The sequence below is a fragment of the Tolypothrix sp. PCC 7601 genome, assembly GCF_025677855.1.
GTDB lineage: Bacteria > Cyanobacteriota > Cyanobacteriia > Cyanobacteriales > Nostocaceae > Aulosira > Aulosira diplosiphon.
Genome location: NZ_CP064879.1, coordinates 910,515 through 925,315, shown reverse-complemented (window position 1 = coordinate 925,315; position 14,801 = coordinate 910,515). Strand labels below are relative to the sequence as shown.

Sequence of the window (14,801 nt, the reverse complement as noted above, 5' to 3'; positions counted from 1 at the left end):
CTGTTACCTAATCCCCAGTCCCCAACCTTACACTTTATCCTTCGCTGGCGGTACAATGCCAAATTTATGTAAACTCTCGTCAATTTCTTGAAGAGTTTTAAAATCATCTGGTGGTAAGGGATAACTGTTAGTGTTCAATAAACCTGCACTTATTGGCTGCTTTTCTAGAAATGAGAATGCTTGGCGAAATTGATGCGGTTGCGCTTTAATTGGCGCATCAAAATGGCAAGGAATAATCCATTCAAAATTCCAACTTGCTACTTTATCAGCCCAGTCAATAGTTTCTTGGGGTGCGCGGTTGAGAATGAGAGTTTGTAAAATTGGCGCGACAAATAAACGTCCATCGCCTCTGAGGGCATCAAATGAACGTTGCCAATTAGCTTGCCATTGGAATGGATATAAGCCGAAATAAGCTTTTTTAGAACGTTCTGGGGCTTTGGTAGCATCACGCAATACTTCACCTAATCCAGGGATATCCAACACGCTGGGGCGAAAATACAATGCAAATAGCGCAATCCGTTGCCATCCTTTACGGCGGTTTGCTTGATTATCTGCAACGATGTCACCTGCATGATCTTTAGCATGGAATAACAAGGGATATGAGTCTAATTGCACGATCGCAGGTGGTTCTTCTGGAACAGATATTACCGCATCTGTGACTAATAAACTGCGCGATCGCTTGTGGAAAAATGCTACTTCTGCAAACCTACCAGGGCCTAATTCTATGGGGCCAAGGATCGCATAGTCAAACTCTTCAGCAAAAGGTGTATTTTTGCTGTCTGCGGGAAGGATTTGAGTGCGTTTGCGGGGTAACCCCAGCCAACTCAGTGGCAAATTCAACGGAAAACTCCACTGGCTAGGAGCAACAAAAACCTGTGCTTGCGGAAAGAATCTCGCGAAGGGGCCGACGAAAACCTTGTGTTCTAATCCTGAGATAGTTGGCAAAATAATATACTTAACATCACCATGTTCTGACACCAACTCATTGAGTAATCGGATACACTCTGAAGTTGGTGCTACGGGAGCATATACCAACAGACCGCCAGCTTTTAGCTTCACAACAGTCATGCGAATGGGCACAACAACATAGAAAATGCCCTGCATTTGGTCAAAAGTCCAGATTGTATCTTTGATTACTTCTTTACGAATGGTTCGCCGTTCCCCGTATGGGTAGAGTGGCAAAGTAAACCAGAAAAACCACGAAAAGTCCTGCGGATGAATTAGTTCTGCGCTTCCAGCACGTTCATCATGAGCCACTTTGCGACCCTCCCCTGAATTGCCAATGCTTTATTTGCCTTCCAGATGATGGAGTTTAGCAAATTGTTGTCCCCATTACATAGTTTTCATCAAAATTCTTGTTTTAAGGGTCACGTCGCTGCGCTCCGAATTCAAAATTCAAAATTCAAAATTCAAAATTCAAAATTAAAGACCCCACGGATAAATCCGGGGGCTTGTATCCTTTTTTATTCGATCAAGGGTTGCAACAAAGCGATTTATCGCGTCTCTACTTAAAAGTCAAAAGAATTTTTTTCTTCTTATCCTATAAGAACAGCCAACAGATCATCGGATAAATTCCAATTACCCATGACCTAAGTCTTAGGCATTTTTAACCACAGCCTTGTTTAAGAATTGAGAAGAGTAATTATCGGATTTTTATTTAAAAATATCTTTGCTTAAAGTTAACAATACTTTAGAAATAGTAAAGCTTAACTCTTAAAGTAGAGGAGCTATGTACCTATAAATACATATACTACGATTACCAAGCAATAATTTTGTAAGCCCCTAGTCTTAGACCTGCTAGGAGCTTTTTCTTAAAATTTTTAACTACTCAATTAAAGATATAGCACTTTTGCAGTAAGTGAGGTACATCATGAGTAATGAGTAGGAAATTTACTATTACTCACTACTTATTACTCATTACTCATTACTTATCGAATCTGCTGTATATATCAAAAGTAGTAGGAGCTTTGTAATTAATCTTCAGGTAGATGAATAGTTGATTCCCAAGGCAGATTCAAGATGAGGGGAGAAATTGATATTGTTTAATTGTCAAAGAAAAACGTTACTTAATCAACGTCGGAACAATGAACATAATTGCTTGGATTGTTTTAGGTCTAATTGCTGGTGCGATCGCGAAGGCTATCTATCCAGGTCATCAGGGTGGTGGAATCCTCGGAACCATACTGCTAGGAATCATCGGTGCTTTTATTGGCGGTAGTTTAGGTGTATTCTTTACTACGGGGACGCTTGCCTTAACGGCTCCGACTCTTAGCATTACTGGTATCATCGTCGCTGTGATTGGCGCACTTATCGCTGTTTTCCTGTGGAACTTATTGAACCGTAGTGCTGTCTAGAATCGTAGGGTATTAATTGATAATTCTTTATTAGTAAAGTTCAGGGAGCTTTTGTAGATATTATTTATCCCTGAAATTAAATGGAAATATATAGCACCTGCCTGAAGTGAGGTAGGTGCTATTATAATACTGCTCGGTTAAGAATTTTCAACTCGGAATTTGGTTTGGGGAAAAGGTGAAAGGGGAAGGGTTAAATGTTTTTTCTTGCCCCTTTTACCCTTCCCCTTTTCCCCTTAACCGATAAGTATTGGGTGCTATTATTATTTGATATTTACCGATATTCTAAACCCCAAGATATCGAGTAGCACCAACAGATTATAAATCTCAGCGCCACCAGTTTCTAACAACATCTTGTTTAGTTGTTCCCAGGTTATTTGTGCTTGTTCTGAAAGATTGTTCATTCTTAGCCTGGCATCAATGATATCTTTCAGTGCTGATGATAGCAGTTCTTTTTCAGGATTTTCAGCCTCTAATATTGCTTCAATATATGCAGCAGCCTCCTCAGGTTCTTGAAGAGATTCGATCAGGTATTCTTGATAGCTATCACTTGTCCGCATTTTCACTCTCTTCATATTCTGACCAATACTCCTGCGCCTTTTGAATATCTTGTTCTTGAGTACTTTTATCTCCACCCAGAAGAAGAAGCACAATCGTTGAGCCTATTTGACCAAAGTACACTCGATAGCCAGGCCCATAATCAATCCTGAGTTCAAAAACACCGCTTCCAACTGATTTATAATCTCCTAAATTTCCCAGACCGACTCGTTTTAGCCTCTCTTTGATTTTAGCCTTAGCTCTCCTATCTCGCAGAGATTCAAGCCAGTCTGTAAAGGGAATTTTGCCATCTGGTGCTATGTAGCGTCTAATCTCTCTTGGTTGTACTTCCATGATTTCATTTTCATTAGTCAGCGCTTGAGAAATTAATCTATCTTTTCAGCCTGGATTCTCATTAGTCTTTGCACGCTTACCAAGGCTCGATTTAACTCGTAATTCCGTATATCGGGATTCTGTAAATAAGCTTGCTGTTCCTCTTCAATCATCTTCACGTCTTGAATTACCAAACCATCAAGTAACTTTTGCGCTGCACCAAATAAGCTATCTTTGACAAACCGCCGAAACCATACAGGTAATTTGTGCAATCGCCAAAAGGCATTTAATGATGTGAAATGTATTAAATAAGCTTTGGTTTGCGTTGCGCTGATTGGACAAAGTAAACAGTAAATTTTAAAATCTTTTCCTAATGTAGAAACCCAATGAGGATAAACGTAACTTACATCTAAAGGTTCGGGATGTAATCGCCGCAATGCGGGGAAAAATAGCTGAGATATTGACCAAATTTTGTCTATTTTATAGTAACTTTGGGCTGTATAATGAGCATCTACACGATTAGTATCTTCGTCAATATCTTGTAAAGCTGCTGATGCCCAAGCTTGCAAATCCTGATGTAAATGTCCGTGATACATATCCATCAGGTTTTCAATTAAATAAGAATAATGAGCATTACAGTTAATAATTGAAACTGTGGCAATGTAATTAAGATGTTCCCATTCCGGTAAACCAAGAGGTTCTACAGATGGTTCTGCGTTTCCAGGGAACAGCCAAATGAAACCGTCTTGTTCTTTGACTTGGTAACGGCGAATTTTACAACTTGGGAGTTTTTGATTTTCTGCTAGGTAGGGAACGGCTGAACATTCACCCGATGCATCGAAACGCCAACCGTGATAAGCACATTCCAAGTCATTACCAACGACTTGCCCATGACTGAGTTTAACTTGGCGATGAGGACAACGGTCTTCTAAAGCGTGAACTTTGCCGCTACTATCTCGATAAAGCGCGATCGCCTGTTGCCAAATTACCACACCTACAGGCTGATTTGTGACTTCACTACTACGAGCAACTACATACCAGTGATTCGGGTTAATTCCCAACTGACGAACATCACGACTTTGCAGAGTTTCAAACACAGAAGACATAGGCGCGTAATCTTAGTAGGCGTTTTCAGTCAAAGTGAAATAGGTTTGGTAAAAGGGTAAGGGTTAAGGGTGAATGGTTGTTGTTTTCCCCTTTCCCTTTTCTCATTTTCCCTTTTTCCCCTTCATCCTGACTTGGCTGAAGACCAGACTATCACCTTAGGAGCTAAAACTAGTTGCGTTGACAAGCTATAAAGTATGTGTAGATAAATCAGTAACGATATTCAACTAAAAATCTGTATGACAAGTTACCAAGAAACCCTACCCAACAACGAACTCGTCGAGAATCTCATTGCGGAAACTGCGAGTATTAACCATGTAGAAGTTATTGAAAATGTCATCGATAGCTTGGAACAAGATGACAGTGCAATGGTTAGCCAAACCCCAGACGGTAATTATCAGTGGAAGTTTAAATACGGGAGTGTGGAAGTCTTTGTCCAACTGAGTGGTACAAGTGATGAGGATACAATCACGGTATGGTCTACGGTATTGAAGTTACCTGCGAAAAATGAACCGGAATTGATGCGATATTTACTAGAGTTAAACTGTAGCAGCACCTTTGAAGCACGTTTCGGCATTATCGAAAACCAAGTTGTCGTCATCTCCACAAGAACACTAGCAGAATTATCTCCCGGCGAAGTCTCCCGCCTCATTACAATTGTGGCAACTATCGCAGATAACAACGACGAAGCCTTACAATCTAAGTTCGGCGCAGCATAAATCATCGCTAAAGCTTTATTTATCTGGCAAGTAGGGGCACGGCATCCAAAGACTTTCGGTAAAATCAACATTGAATCGGTGCCGTGCCCTTACAATTTTGATATTTTGGGAATTGGCTGTGTTTGAGGAGTGATAAATTTAGAAAAAATTGTGAACTTTCACCTTCGGAACTCGAAAGTTCGCCTTCCAACCTGCAACGTTCACCTTCTGAACTCGAAAGTTCGCCTTCCAAGCTTCAACGTTCACCTTCTGAACTCGAAGGTTCGCCTTCCAATCTCCAACGTTCACCTTCGGAACTCGAAAGTTCTACTTCCAAGCTTCAACGTTCACCTTCGGAACTCGAAAGTTCTACTTCCAAGCTTCAACGTTCACCTTCGGAACTCGAAAGTTTCACTTCCAAGCTTCAACGTTCACCTTCTGAACTCGAAAGTTTCACTTCCAATCACCAACTTCCGACTCTTGAACTCTAAAACTTGGCGACTAATTCCCTTACTAGCAGCTGCTGGTAAAGTACAAATGGCAATTGACAGCTGGTTACTAGAACAGCACCAGACTGGAAACCATCCCCCAACACTGCGATTTTATACTTGGTCGCCAGCCGCGATTTCTTTAGGTTATCATCAACGCCAATATCCACAATTCTGGGAAAATTTAAGTTGGCAAGGTGAAAAATTAGATATTGTCCGCCGTCCCAGTGGTGGCAGAGCAGTATTGCACCAAGGCGATTTAACTTATACTGTCGTTACATCTGGATTACCAGGCGATCGCTTGCAAGCATACCAAAAAATTTGCGAGTTTTTAATTCAAGGTTGGCGATCGCTCGGCGTAGAATTGCACTATGGTACTGCGGGGCGAGGCTATATTCATAACCCTAACTGTTTTGGGACTGCTACTGGTGCAGATTTAGTCCTCAGCGATGGCGGTAAACTCATTGGTAGCGCCCAACTGCGACGCGCTGGGGCAATTTTACAACATGGTTCCATCCGCTTAAACCAAGATGCGGAATTATTTGCTCAGGTATTTGGTGCAGAATCTTGGACGCAGGTACAATTACCCCAGCATTTGAGTGTAGAATCAATTATTACAGCTTTGATGGCTGCCGCAAGCGATCGCTTTGAGATGGAGTTGGTTGTGGAACCTCTCTCGCCAGCAGAATGGGAGGAGATTTTGGGAATGGGGAAGGGGTAATGGGGAAGGGGTAATGGGTAATTGGTAATTAAATGTTTTCTTGGTTCTATCAAGTTAGCCATTAACGCCAGGTTTTGGCATAACTAATACCATTTTGAAAAAAGAACGCGACAGATGGGTTGGTAAGGGCACGGCACCAGTAAGATAATTTGATATACCAAAAGATTGTGGATGCCGTGCCCCTACAAAGAATTGATCTGCCGCAAACATTATTTAAATTGGTATAAGCATAAAAATCTGTCTTCCCCATGCCCTATGCCCTATGCCCATTTTCAAGAAATTAAATATCCAGCTAACACAGAATCTTCTATTAATTGCAGCACAAAAGGCCAGAGTTCTGGCGCGCCTGTTTCTATGGGTGCGACTCGTTTCATAACTTGGTCACGTCTGATACCATGAATGCGCCAAGTACCACCTTTTGTTTGTTGATTGTGTAGTAAAGGTTGTATCCGGTCTAAAGCTGCGGCAAACTTAGCAGTGGGTGTTTCCCCGGCTTCAAATTCATCCCACAGTGAACGTAATTCACTACCGATATCTGTGGGTAAAATTCCAAATAGCCGCGATGCTGCTTGTAATTCTTTCTCTGCCTTACTGGAATTAGCTTGCACATCGTAGCAGAAGGTATCGCCAGCATCAATTTCTACTAAATCATGAATCAAGAGCATTTTGATCGCCTGGACAATATCAACACCATCCGGTGCATATTCTGCTAACGTCATCGCCATTATTGCTAAATGCCAAGAATGTTCTGCGCTGTTTTCTTGGCGCGAACCATCTATCAGCAGGGTTTGGCGGAGTATTTGCTTTAAGCGATCGATTTCGATGATGAATTGAATTTGTTGCGTCAGTCTGTCGGTTTGCACGAGAGTTTCTCAAAAACACCCTAATAATACCAATTCAAATCATGTTTGCGACACATCAATATATTCTAGAGGGCATGGCAGTGCCATGCCCCTACAATCTTTCGCCTTCTTTTTTCAAATTGCTATTATCTGAGTAAAAAACACCCAAACGGGTGATTCAAAACTGTCAGAAACGGTTAAAGTTATATGACAGAATGTCTCAGGATAGTTAATTTATTCACTAACTAAACAACTGACTTATGGATACAGCTAAACGCCAACGACTAGAAGCAGCAGGTTGGCGTGTAGGAAATGCATCTGACTTTCTAGAACTTTCCCCTGAGGAAGAAGCTTTTATTGAGATGAAATTATCTTTAAGTAGATATTTGAAAGAATTACGTCTCAAACATAATCTTTCTCAGGCGAATTTAGCCAAAAAAATTAATTCTAGTCAGTCAAGAGTCGCAAAAATGGAAGCAGGCGATCCGTCTGTTTCTCTAGATTTGATGGTTCGGACAATTTTAACTGTAGGTGGAACTCGTGAGGATGTGGCGATCGCGATCGCTTCTTCTCGTACACCCTCATCAACTTGACTTTTTTGTATGCGGGATTAAATTACTTTTCCCGCATACATATATTTCATCTCTAAATTTGCGCGTACCCACAATTCTGTCATTGACCAAATCACCACTTTATTCGGTGCGTCTGCAAAATTATCTGGCTTGTGAGTAACAATGGCATGAAGAAGGCGATCGCTCACACAAACTAATTCTACAGCAGAGTCAAAATCTTGCAGGGGTGAGACTCTAGCTTGTTGTAAGATGCTGTTGTCTACTGGGCAAATTTGGATTTTTTCTTGTAACCAATTAATTACTATCTCAGCTATCTGAGAATTTTGCAGGCGACTAATATAATTGGAGATCCTTTGCCAACCGATATCAGTTATATATATTTGCACCAAAGGATGGGCTACATCTAAGAGATTGCTAACATCTTCTACGCAGTTGTAGCGATTCATTAAAGCTTCTAAGATTAAATCGGCATCAACTAAAATTCTTAGCACGTTAACCCCTATTGTAAACTGATAAATTTAGTGCCATTGCCTGAAATTTGACCGTTGAATAGATGCTAAAGGCAAGAATAAGCGCAACAATCAAAACTTCCTCGTACAGATTGGCGTACATATTTAGACCGATTCCCAGAAACCAAAATTATCAAATCACAGCCTTAAGATTTTTGACTTTTGATTTTTAACTTTGGAATTTATGTGGCGGTAATCGAACAATAGGTGTTATTACAAATAACATTCATGCTCATAATCAAAGCAAGAACAAGTTTGTAATAATACCTAAATTCAATGACGAAGAATGCTTTTAAAAGTTCCGAAATAAAATTGCAATTTTAGCAACATTTAGCTGCTGAAAATTCACAAGAAATTTATTTTTAAGGCTTAAGTAATAGATAAAATAATTGTCCATTGCTGACTGTGACTCCAGCGCGATCGCCTGCTATTTTGCCAGTCCCCAAAAAGTAATCTACCCTACCAGGGCCTTTAATTGCCCCACCTGTATCTTGATCGAGTACGTAACGGCTGACAACTCGATGCTCTAATTTACCAGTACTATCGGCAAAGGGAAACTCAGAGCGAATTAGTGCTAAAGCACCTGGAGGCATGAGAGATTTATCTGTAGCAATGGAACGTTCTGCCGTCAGTGGTTGCCCAATGGAACCTTGTGCAGGTGCGCCTTTGGTTTCTTGAAAAAACACAAAGCTGGGATCGCGAGGAATATATACGTTCAATTCTTGAGGATACTTTTGGAAATAGTCGAGAATTATGGGCATAGTCATTCCTTGTAACGGTAATTTGCCATCATTCGCCAATTCTCGCCCAATACTTTTGTAATTATACGCAATGTTGCCTGCATAACCAATACTTGTAAGCGTACCATCAGTTAGTTGCAATTTCGCAGAACCTTGAATTTGCACCATGTATGGTTCCAGGCGATCGCGAAACCAAAATAATTCTAAGCCGCGCAGTTTCCCCTTTGAAGCTTGCAAACCGTCAGCTCCTTCTAATTCCAGGCGTGTAGGATGCGGTAAGCTCCAGGAATCTAAATCGGGAGGTAATTTATAAACAGGATAGCGGTATTCTGCCGTCGGTACACGACTAGCTGTATACATTGGCTCATAATAGGCAGTGAACAAAACTGAACCTTTGCTATCCTTACCAATTGACTGATAAAGTACAAACTCTTTAGATATGGCTGTATGCAATGCAGCTGCGGAATTTGTCGTTAGTAGCAGCTGACGGAATCGCATCAAACTTTTGTAAATGCGATCGCGTGTAATTCCTGGTACCTGATAATTTTGATAAGCCGCTTCCGCCCTGGGTGTTTGTAAATAGCGCAGACTACGATCTATCGACTGTAACAGCGCTTTTTTGTGCGCTGGTTGTCCATTTTCAACTTGATAAATCGCCTGATCCACACAGGAACTATCATCTTCACAGCAAGTAACTGGGACTCTGGGAATTAATACTGGTAATTTCTGCTGAGAATTGGCGGCAGATGATTCAGGAAGATACCATTTTTTCAGTTGACATTCTGCGGGACTGAGTTTTAATTGTCCCAAAGATGGCATCCCCACTAGGAACGTTAACAGCACAACAGGTAGGCTCAGAGAAATAGTTGTAAGTTTATTTAGCATTAAAAAATAAGTTATTTGTCAAGAGTCAACAGCCCAGGCGTAGCCTGTCGTAGACATCGTAGTTCAATTTGTGGCGATCGCACTTTCTCAAACGAATACAAAACTTACCCTCATCCCCCAGCCCCTTCTCCCGAAATTGGGAGAAGGGGAGCCGATATCAAAGTCCCTCTCCCTCTGGGAGAGGGATTTAGGGTGAGGGCAATGCTCATTGGTGTCAACTTAAGCTAAAAGCGATATGGGGCGGGCGTTGCACAAATACCTCGCGCCCTCATCCCCTAACCCCTTCTCCCGCAGGAGAAGGGGAACTAAATCTCTTGCTCCCCTCTCCCACAGGGCGAGGGGCTGGGGGTGAGGGCGAAACCTTTCAACCAGACGGGTTTCAAGTTAAGTTGACACCACTGAGCCTTAGCACGCTACCACTCATCTTCCTAATCCCCAGTCCCCAATCCCACTTTATTATTTCTATAAATTAGGTGCTAATTTTGATACGGTGAGTAAACAAAAAGGCTTGTAACTTTCTCGTTTGGCTGTTTCCAGTAAGCAAAATGCCATTTTACCTACTTAAAAAGCCATTTTATCTACCCAAAAAGCCTTATTGCCCTCTCATTTTAGTGTTTTCCGCAAGCAAAAAGCCTTATCGCCTACTCAAAAAGCCTTAACGCTTACTCATTTTGGTAAATCACGCACTCATTGCGGTATTTTATGCAGGTAAAAAGCTTTTACGCCTACTCATTTCGGTAAATCGCGTACTCATTTTGGTGTTTTCCGCAAAAATTTAGGCTATTTACTTGCTCAAAAATAGCCATTGCTTTCTCCTGTCAACAGATTCAGCCAGTGTTGTGGCTAATGGCTGACAAAAAAATTGCGATCGCATTTTCGTTTTTGCGATCGCACTTTTTCTCAACTCCAATTGCATGGTTATCAGACTCATATTTATTTTTGAAATTTATGTAGGATGCGTTAGCGATAGCGTAACGCATCTTTAACAAGCCTTTCGTGCGTTAGGCGTAGCCGTAACACACGCTACAAAACACTATTCCCTTACTCATTCATATTATGATAAGTCGCCACCGCAGAAGGCGATATCCGGTTTAAGTAACGGAAAATCCAATATTTGAAAATCGTATCTAAAATCACCGGGAACGTAGCAATAAATAAGAAGATAAAATCTCTATTTGCAGGTAAACCCCAATGGCGGGACACCCCTTCTAAAATTACTTCCCAACCATGCGGGGAGTGAAACCCTACAAATATATCAGTGAACAAAATGATAATAAATGCCTTAGCGCTATCACTCAAACCATAGACGATATTATCGAAAAATTCTTTGATAGTCACGATAGAAGATTTACTAACAAGCAACAGCCAAATAAACGCCCCTACAGAAAAAATATCTGCAAACACATTTTTAATCGCATTCGCGCTTTCTTCGCGGAATTCCTCAGCAATCTCACCTGCTTTCTCTTTCATGTGAGTTTCCAATTCTTCGGTAGATATTGGCGGTGCTTTGGTAATCAAATTCTCAAATTTTAGCCTTTCTTCAAATCTTTCTAGGGTAGCTAACGCTTCCTCTTCCATTTCCGCATTTATGAAAATTTGCACAGCTTCTGAACCGCGAAAATGTTCAATTAAAGGGCCAACTATTAATGTTTTTGCTAGTTGATGTGTTAAAAGTGGTACAATAATTAACAGTAAAATAAACCTAATAGATATGATGGTTCTTTTTTGCGTCTGGCGAAAATTTTGAACTACATCTTGTTCCGAATTGGGGTCTAATTCTACTTGCAGACGAGTAATCGTACTTAAAATTGAACGGGGCAAAATTCCCGTTGTATTTGCTTTTCCTTGAGGCTTTTTTCTCTCGGGTATTGGAACTTTTTGTTTAGTGATTATTGGGGGATTAATCGTTGCATCAGTAGGAACTTTCGGAGTTCTATCGACTACAGTCAGCGAACTCGGTTCTTCATCCAAAATAGTATATTTAGAAATAATTTGGTCGATAAAACTGAGCTTTTCTAATATTATGTAAGGTTCAGGATATTCTACACCTGCTTTATTCGCAGCCTTTTGATTTCCCTCATTTAAAAACCACCGACTACCTTTAAACTCTGTTAGTCGCATCCGCGCAATTTTTAATTGCTTTCTCAAGTCTGCCTCAAAATAATCCATGACATTATTACTGTACATGGCTAAATCGGGGTCTATTTTATTACCATTAAAATGTTGATCTTCTAGCTCTTTAATTTTTAATGCCGCGTTATAAGCCTCATCCAGAGAACGTTCTGGTGTGCGTAAATACCATCGGTAAAGACCCAGCAAGAAAGAGTAAATTTTTTCGCCAAAAACAGAGTTCTTCATCGTCGGCAATCATCCAGCATGATTTGGTGATTCTTAACCTTAAATTAACGCACGAATTATACTAACAAATCTACAAAGAGAGGGCTTGTGGTTTTTGATTCTGTATGGATTGTTGGCGGTAGCCGCAGTGGTAAAACAACAGGTTTAGTTAAACAGTTTTGTGATTGGGTACAAGGCGAAAACCAAGATAGCGGATCATTTTATACTACCCAAAAAAGACAAAAAAAAGGCAAACAACTATCCAAAGGATTAGATTTACGGCAAACAGAACCAGGCGTTTTGCTGTTGGCTGCCAATGATGATAATCGCAGAGAACTAGGAGATAGAATTGTTACAGCAACCCTGGGTAAATATCCAGTTAGAGCCAAGACCCCTTTAGGCTTCTTTCAAGATGAAGTCATTTTATTTTGGCCCTTACTGATTCAATCACTCAAGCTAAAAGCACAATTCCCCGTGAGATTGCGCCCCGAAACCGAACAGGAATTAGCCACCAAACTTTGGCGATCGCATTTAGACGAAGAAACTCTCCGCCGTGCGGGAATGAATGAGTATCGTTTAGTACGTCGCATCCTCGATTTACTGCAACTAGCAGCATACAGTGGCAAATCCTGTGAAGAGATTTCCTCAATTTTAGCAAGCGGTTTCGCAGACAATCCCATCTATTTAGAGCCAGAATTTCTCGCCTCTTTATTGCTAGAGTGGCGCGATTGGTGTTTAGACAAGGGATTGCTTACCTACGGAATTATCACCGAACTGTACAAACAGCATTTATTGCCTAATCCCCAATATCAACAGCAACTCAGGAAACGTTACCAAGCTGTACTCGCAGATGATGTAGATGATTATCCTGGTATAGCCCGTAATTTGTTTGATGTTTTGTTAGACCAAGGCGCTGTCGGGGCTTTTAGCTACAATCCAGAGGGTGCAGTGCGTTTAGGATTAGGTGCAGATCCCAACTATTTAGCCGCCTTAGCAGCACGCTGTCATGTCGAAAACTTAGTAGGCCCTTCCCGTGAGTCCTTGGCAATGCAATTAGCTACCCAAATGATGGAATTAGCCACACAACCAACGGTGATGTTGAGCTTACCAGAAACAGTACAATCAATTCAAACTACCTCCCGCGCCCAACTCTTGCGGCAAACAGCAGAAGTAATTGTAGATGCCATCAAGTCAGGAGAAGTAGAAGCCCAAGAAGTCGCAGTCATCGCCCCTGGTTTAGATGCGATCGCCCGTTATACCCTAATAGAAATCCTCAACAAGCAAAATATTCTGGTAGAACCCCTCAACGACCAACGCCCCTTAATTAGTTCACCTGCAATTCGGGCATTACTCACCATACTTGCCCTAGTTTATCCCGGCTTGGGTCGCTTAGTAGATAGAGATGCCGTAGCTGAGATGTTGGTGGTTTTGAGTCGCAGACAAAAAACCGCCGATAATTCCTCCGAAATCAGCAGCGATATCGACCCGGTACGCGCTGGGTTAATAGCAGACTATTGCTTTGAACCCCACCCCGAACGCCCCAACTTGCTACCAGTAACAGCATTCGAGCGCTGGGATAGAATCGGCTATGCTGCCACCACAGCTTATAATGAGATATTACAGTGGTTAGAAAAACAGCGATCGCAACAAGAACAGCGTTTAATTCCTAGCCCTATTTCCCTGTTATACCTAGCAGTCCAAGATTTTCTTTGTAAAGATAGCAATCCCCCCTACGATCAACTAGCAGCCTTAAGGGAACTGCTAGAAACCGCCCAACACTACTGGGAAATTAACACCAGACTGCAACCAAATAATTCACCCACACGCGCAGCTGCAGAAGCCACTATCAGCGAATTTATTCAACTGCTGCGACGCGGTACCATTACCGCCAACCCCTATCCTTTACGCCCCATCGGCCCCGCTAAAAAAGCTGTTACCCTAGCTACCATCTTCCAATACCGTTCTAGTAGAAGATTTCACCGTTGGCATTTTTGGCTAGATGCGAGTTCACCCCTGTGGGCTAAAGGTGGCGCAGCTACATTATTTGGCGCACCTTTATTTCTGCAAGACAGATTAGGCGTACCTTGGACAGCAGCAGATGAACAAACAGCCGAACAAGAACGACTACAAAGAATTTTGGCTGATTTACTTTCCCGCGTCTCCGAGAAAGTTTACCTCTGTCATAGCGACTTAGCCGTCAATGGACAAGAACAAATAGGGCCGCTTTTACCCTTAGTTCAGGCTTGTGTACCAGTGACATCTGAGGCTGCTGTGTAAAAGATTGGGGATTGGGAGATGAGGGGGATGAGGAGGATGAGGGGGATGAGGGGGATGAGGAAGAAATAATTTATTTACCGTTGACCCTTAACCCTTAACCCTTAACCCTTGACTCTTGTACAGACGGGATTCATCGCGTCTTTGCGTCTTTGCGCCTCTACAAGTGTTGACTTTACAAAAAATTCATCTAGCTTGTCTAATTACTTTATAAATAATTTATTTAATTTCCGTTTATTTACTTAAAGATTTATTACATTAGTCCTGGGGATAACACTTAGGTTAAGTAAAAAACTTATGGTGACTGATGTTTTACCTAGAAACTATCAATAGAAAGGAGAGCGATCGCAAATCTTGGCACATGATTGAGAACAGTATCAAATATTCAGCAATAAAATTACTTTTCCTTA

The 14,801-nt window shown here is 41.4% G+C and carries 14 protein-coding genes; 5 read left to right on the top strand and 9 right to left on the bottom strand.

Features of this window, described 5'->3' with window-relative positions; translation table 11 throughout:
• Positions 1-27 precede the first annotated feature (27 nt).
• Complete coding sequence (locus tag HG267_RS03755) at positions 28-1,257, bottom strand: DUF4336 domain-containing protein (protein ID WP_081584006.1); 1,230 nt, start codon at positions 1,255-1,257, stop codon at positions 28-30.
• Positions 1,258-2,084: 827 nt separating this feature from the next.
• On the opposite strand from HG267_RS03755, the gene HG267_RS03750 reads away from it, so the two are divergent.
• Positions 2,085-2,354: a GlsB/YeaQ/YmgE family stress response membrane protein gene (locus HG267_RS03750; RefSeq protein WP_045870300.1), complete on the top strand. Its 270-nt coding sequence runs from the start codon at positions 2,085-2,087 to the stop codon at positions 2,352-2,354.
• A gap of 260 nt (positions 2,355-2,614) precedes the next feature.
• On the opposite strand, the gene HG267_RS03745 is transcribed toward HG267_RS03750, so the two are convergent.
• Genes HG267_RS03745 through HG267_RS03735 form a run of 3 tightly spaced genes read right to left on the bottom strand, consistent with a single transcriptional unit; the run spans position 2,615 to position 4,327 of the window.
• Positions 2,615-2,911, bottom strand: a complete 297-nt coding sequence (locus HG267_RS03745; protein ID WP_045870299.1) for a DNA-binding protein — start codon at positions 2,909-2,911, stop codon at positions 2,615-2,617.
• Positions 2,898-3,242, bottom strand: coding sequence for a type II toxin-antitoxin system RelE/ParE family toxin (locus tag HG267_RS03740; RefSeq protein ID WP_045870298.1), 345 nt, complete (start codon positions 3,240-3,242; stop codon positions 2,898-2,900). The genes HG267_RS03745 and HG267_RS03740 overlap by 14 nt, the downstream gene beginning before the upstream one ends.
• A gap of 32 nt (positions 3,243-3,274) precedes the next feature.
• Positions 3,275-4,327, bottom strand: coding sequence for an aromatic ring-hydroxylating oxygenase subunit alpha (locus HG267_RS03735; protein ID WP_045870297.1), 1,053 nt, complete (start codon positions 4,325-4,327; stop codon positions 3,275-3,277).
• Between the two features lie 237 nt (positions 4,328-4,564).
• On the opposite strand from HG267_RS03735, the gene HG267_RS03730 reads away from it, so the two are divergent.
• Together HG267_RS03730 and HG267_RS03725 are read left to right on the top strand one after the other, a co-directional pair.
• Positions 4,565-5,044, top strand: coding sequence for a YbjN domain-containing protein (locus tag HG267_RS03730; RefSeq protein WP_045870296.1), 480 nt, complete (start codon positions 4,565-4,567; stop codon positions 5,042-5,044).
• Between the two features lie 516 nt (positions 5,045-5,560).
• Complete coding sequence (locus tag HG267_RS03725; RefSeq protein WP_081584015.1) at positions 5,561-6,232, top strand: biotin/lipoate A/B protein ligase family protein; 672 nt, start codon at positions 5,561-5,563, stop codon at positions 6,230-6,232.
• 272 nt (positions 6,233-6,504) lie between these two features.
• On the opposite strand, the gene HG267_RS03720 is transcribed toward HG267_RS03725, so the two are convergent.
• Entirely contained in the window at positions 6,505-7,095 is a 591-nt protein-coding gene (locus tag HG267_RS03720) for an HD domain-containing protein (RefSeq protein ID WP_045870295.1), read from the bottom strand.
• A gap of 239 nt (positions 7,096-7,334) precedes the next feature.
• On the opposite strand from HG267_RS03720, the gene HG267_RS03715 reads away from it, so the two are divergent.
• Positions 7,335-7,667, top strand: coding sequence for a helix-turn-helix transcriptional regulator (locus tag HG267_RS03715; RefSeq protein ID WP_045870294.1), 333 nt, complete (start codon positions 7,335-7,337; stop codon positions 7,665-7,667).
• Between the two features lie 17 nt (positions 7,668-7,684).
• Here the strand turns inward: HG267_RS03715 and HG267_RS03710 are convergent, their stop codons facing one another.
• From HG267_RS03710 to HG267_RS03695, 4 genes are all read right to left on the bottom strand, one after another.
• Entirely contained in the window at positions 7,685-8,137 is a 453-nt protein-coding gene (locus tag HG267_RS03710) for a PIN domain-containing protein (protein ID WP_081584005.1), read from the bottom strand.
• A 380-nt stretch (positions 8,138-8,517) separates the two neighbouring features.
• Entirely contained in the window at positions 8,518-9,780 is a 1,263-nt protein-coding gene (locus tag HG267_RS03705) for a murein transglycosylase A (protein ID WP_045870292.1), read from the bottom strand.
• A 784-nt stretch (positions 9,781-10,564) separates the two neighbouring features.
• Positions 10,565-10,711, bottom strand: a complete 147-nt coding sequence (locus tag HG267_RS03700; RefSeq protein WP_155539219.1) for a hypothetical protein — start codon at positions 10,709-10,711, stop codon at positions 10,565-10,567.
• A gap of 110 nt (positions 10,712-10,821) precedes the next feature.
• Positions 10,822-12,138: a proton extrusion protein PcxA gene (locus HG267_RS03695; protein WP_045870291.1), complete on the bottom strand. Its 1,317-nt coding sequence runs from the start codon at positions 12,136-12,138 to the stop codon at positions 10,822-10,824.
• An 87-nt stretch (positions 12,139-12,225) separates the two neighbouring features.
• On the opposite strand from HG267_RS03695, the gene HG267_RS03690 reads away from it, so the two are divergent.
• On the top strand, positions 12,226-14,394 hold the full coding sequence (locus HG267_RS03690; protein WP_045870290.1) for a hypothetical protein: 2,169 nt from the start codon (positions 12,226-12,228) through the stop codon (positions 14,392-14,394).
• Positions 14,395-14,801: the final 407 nt, after the last annotated feature.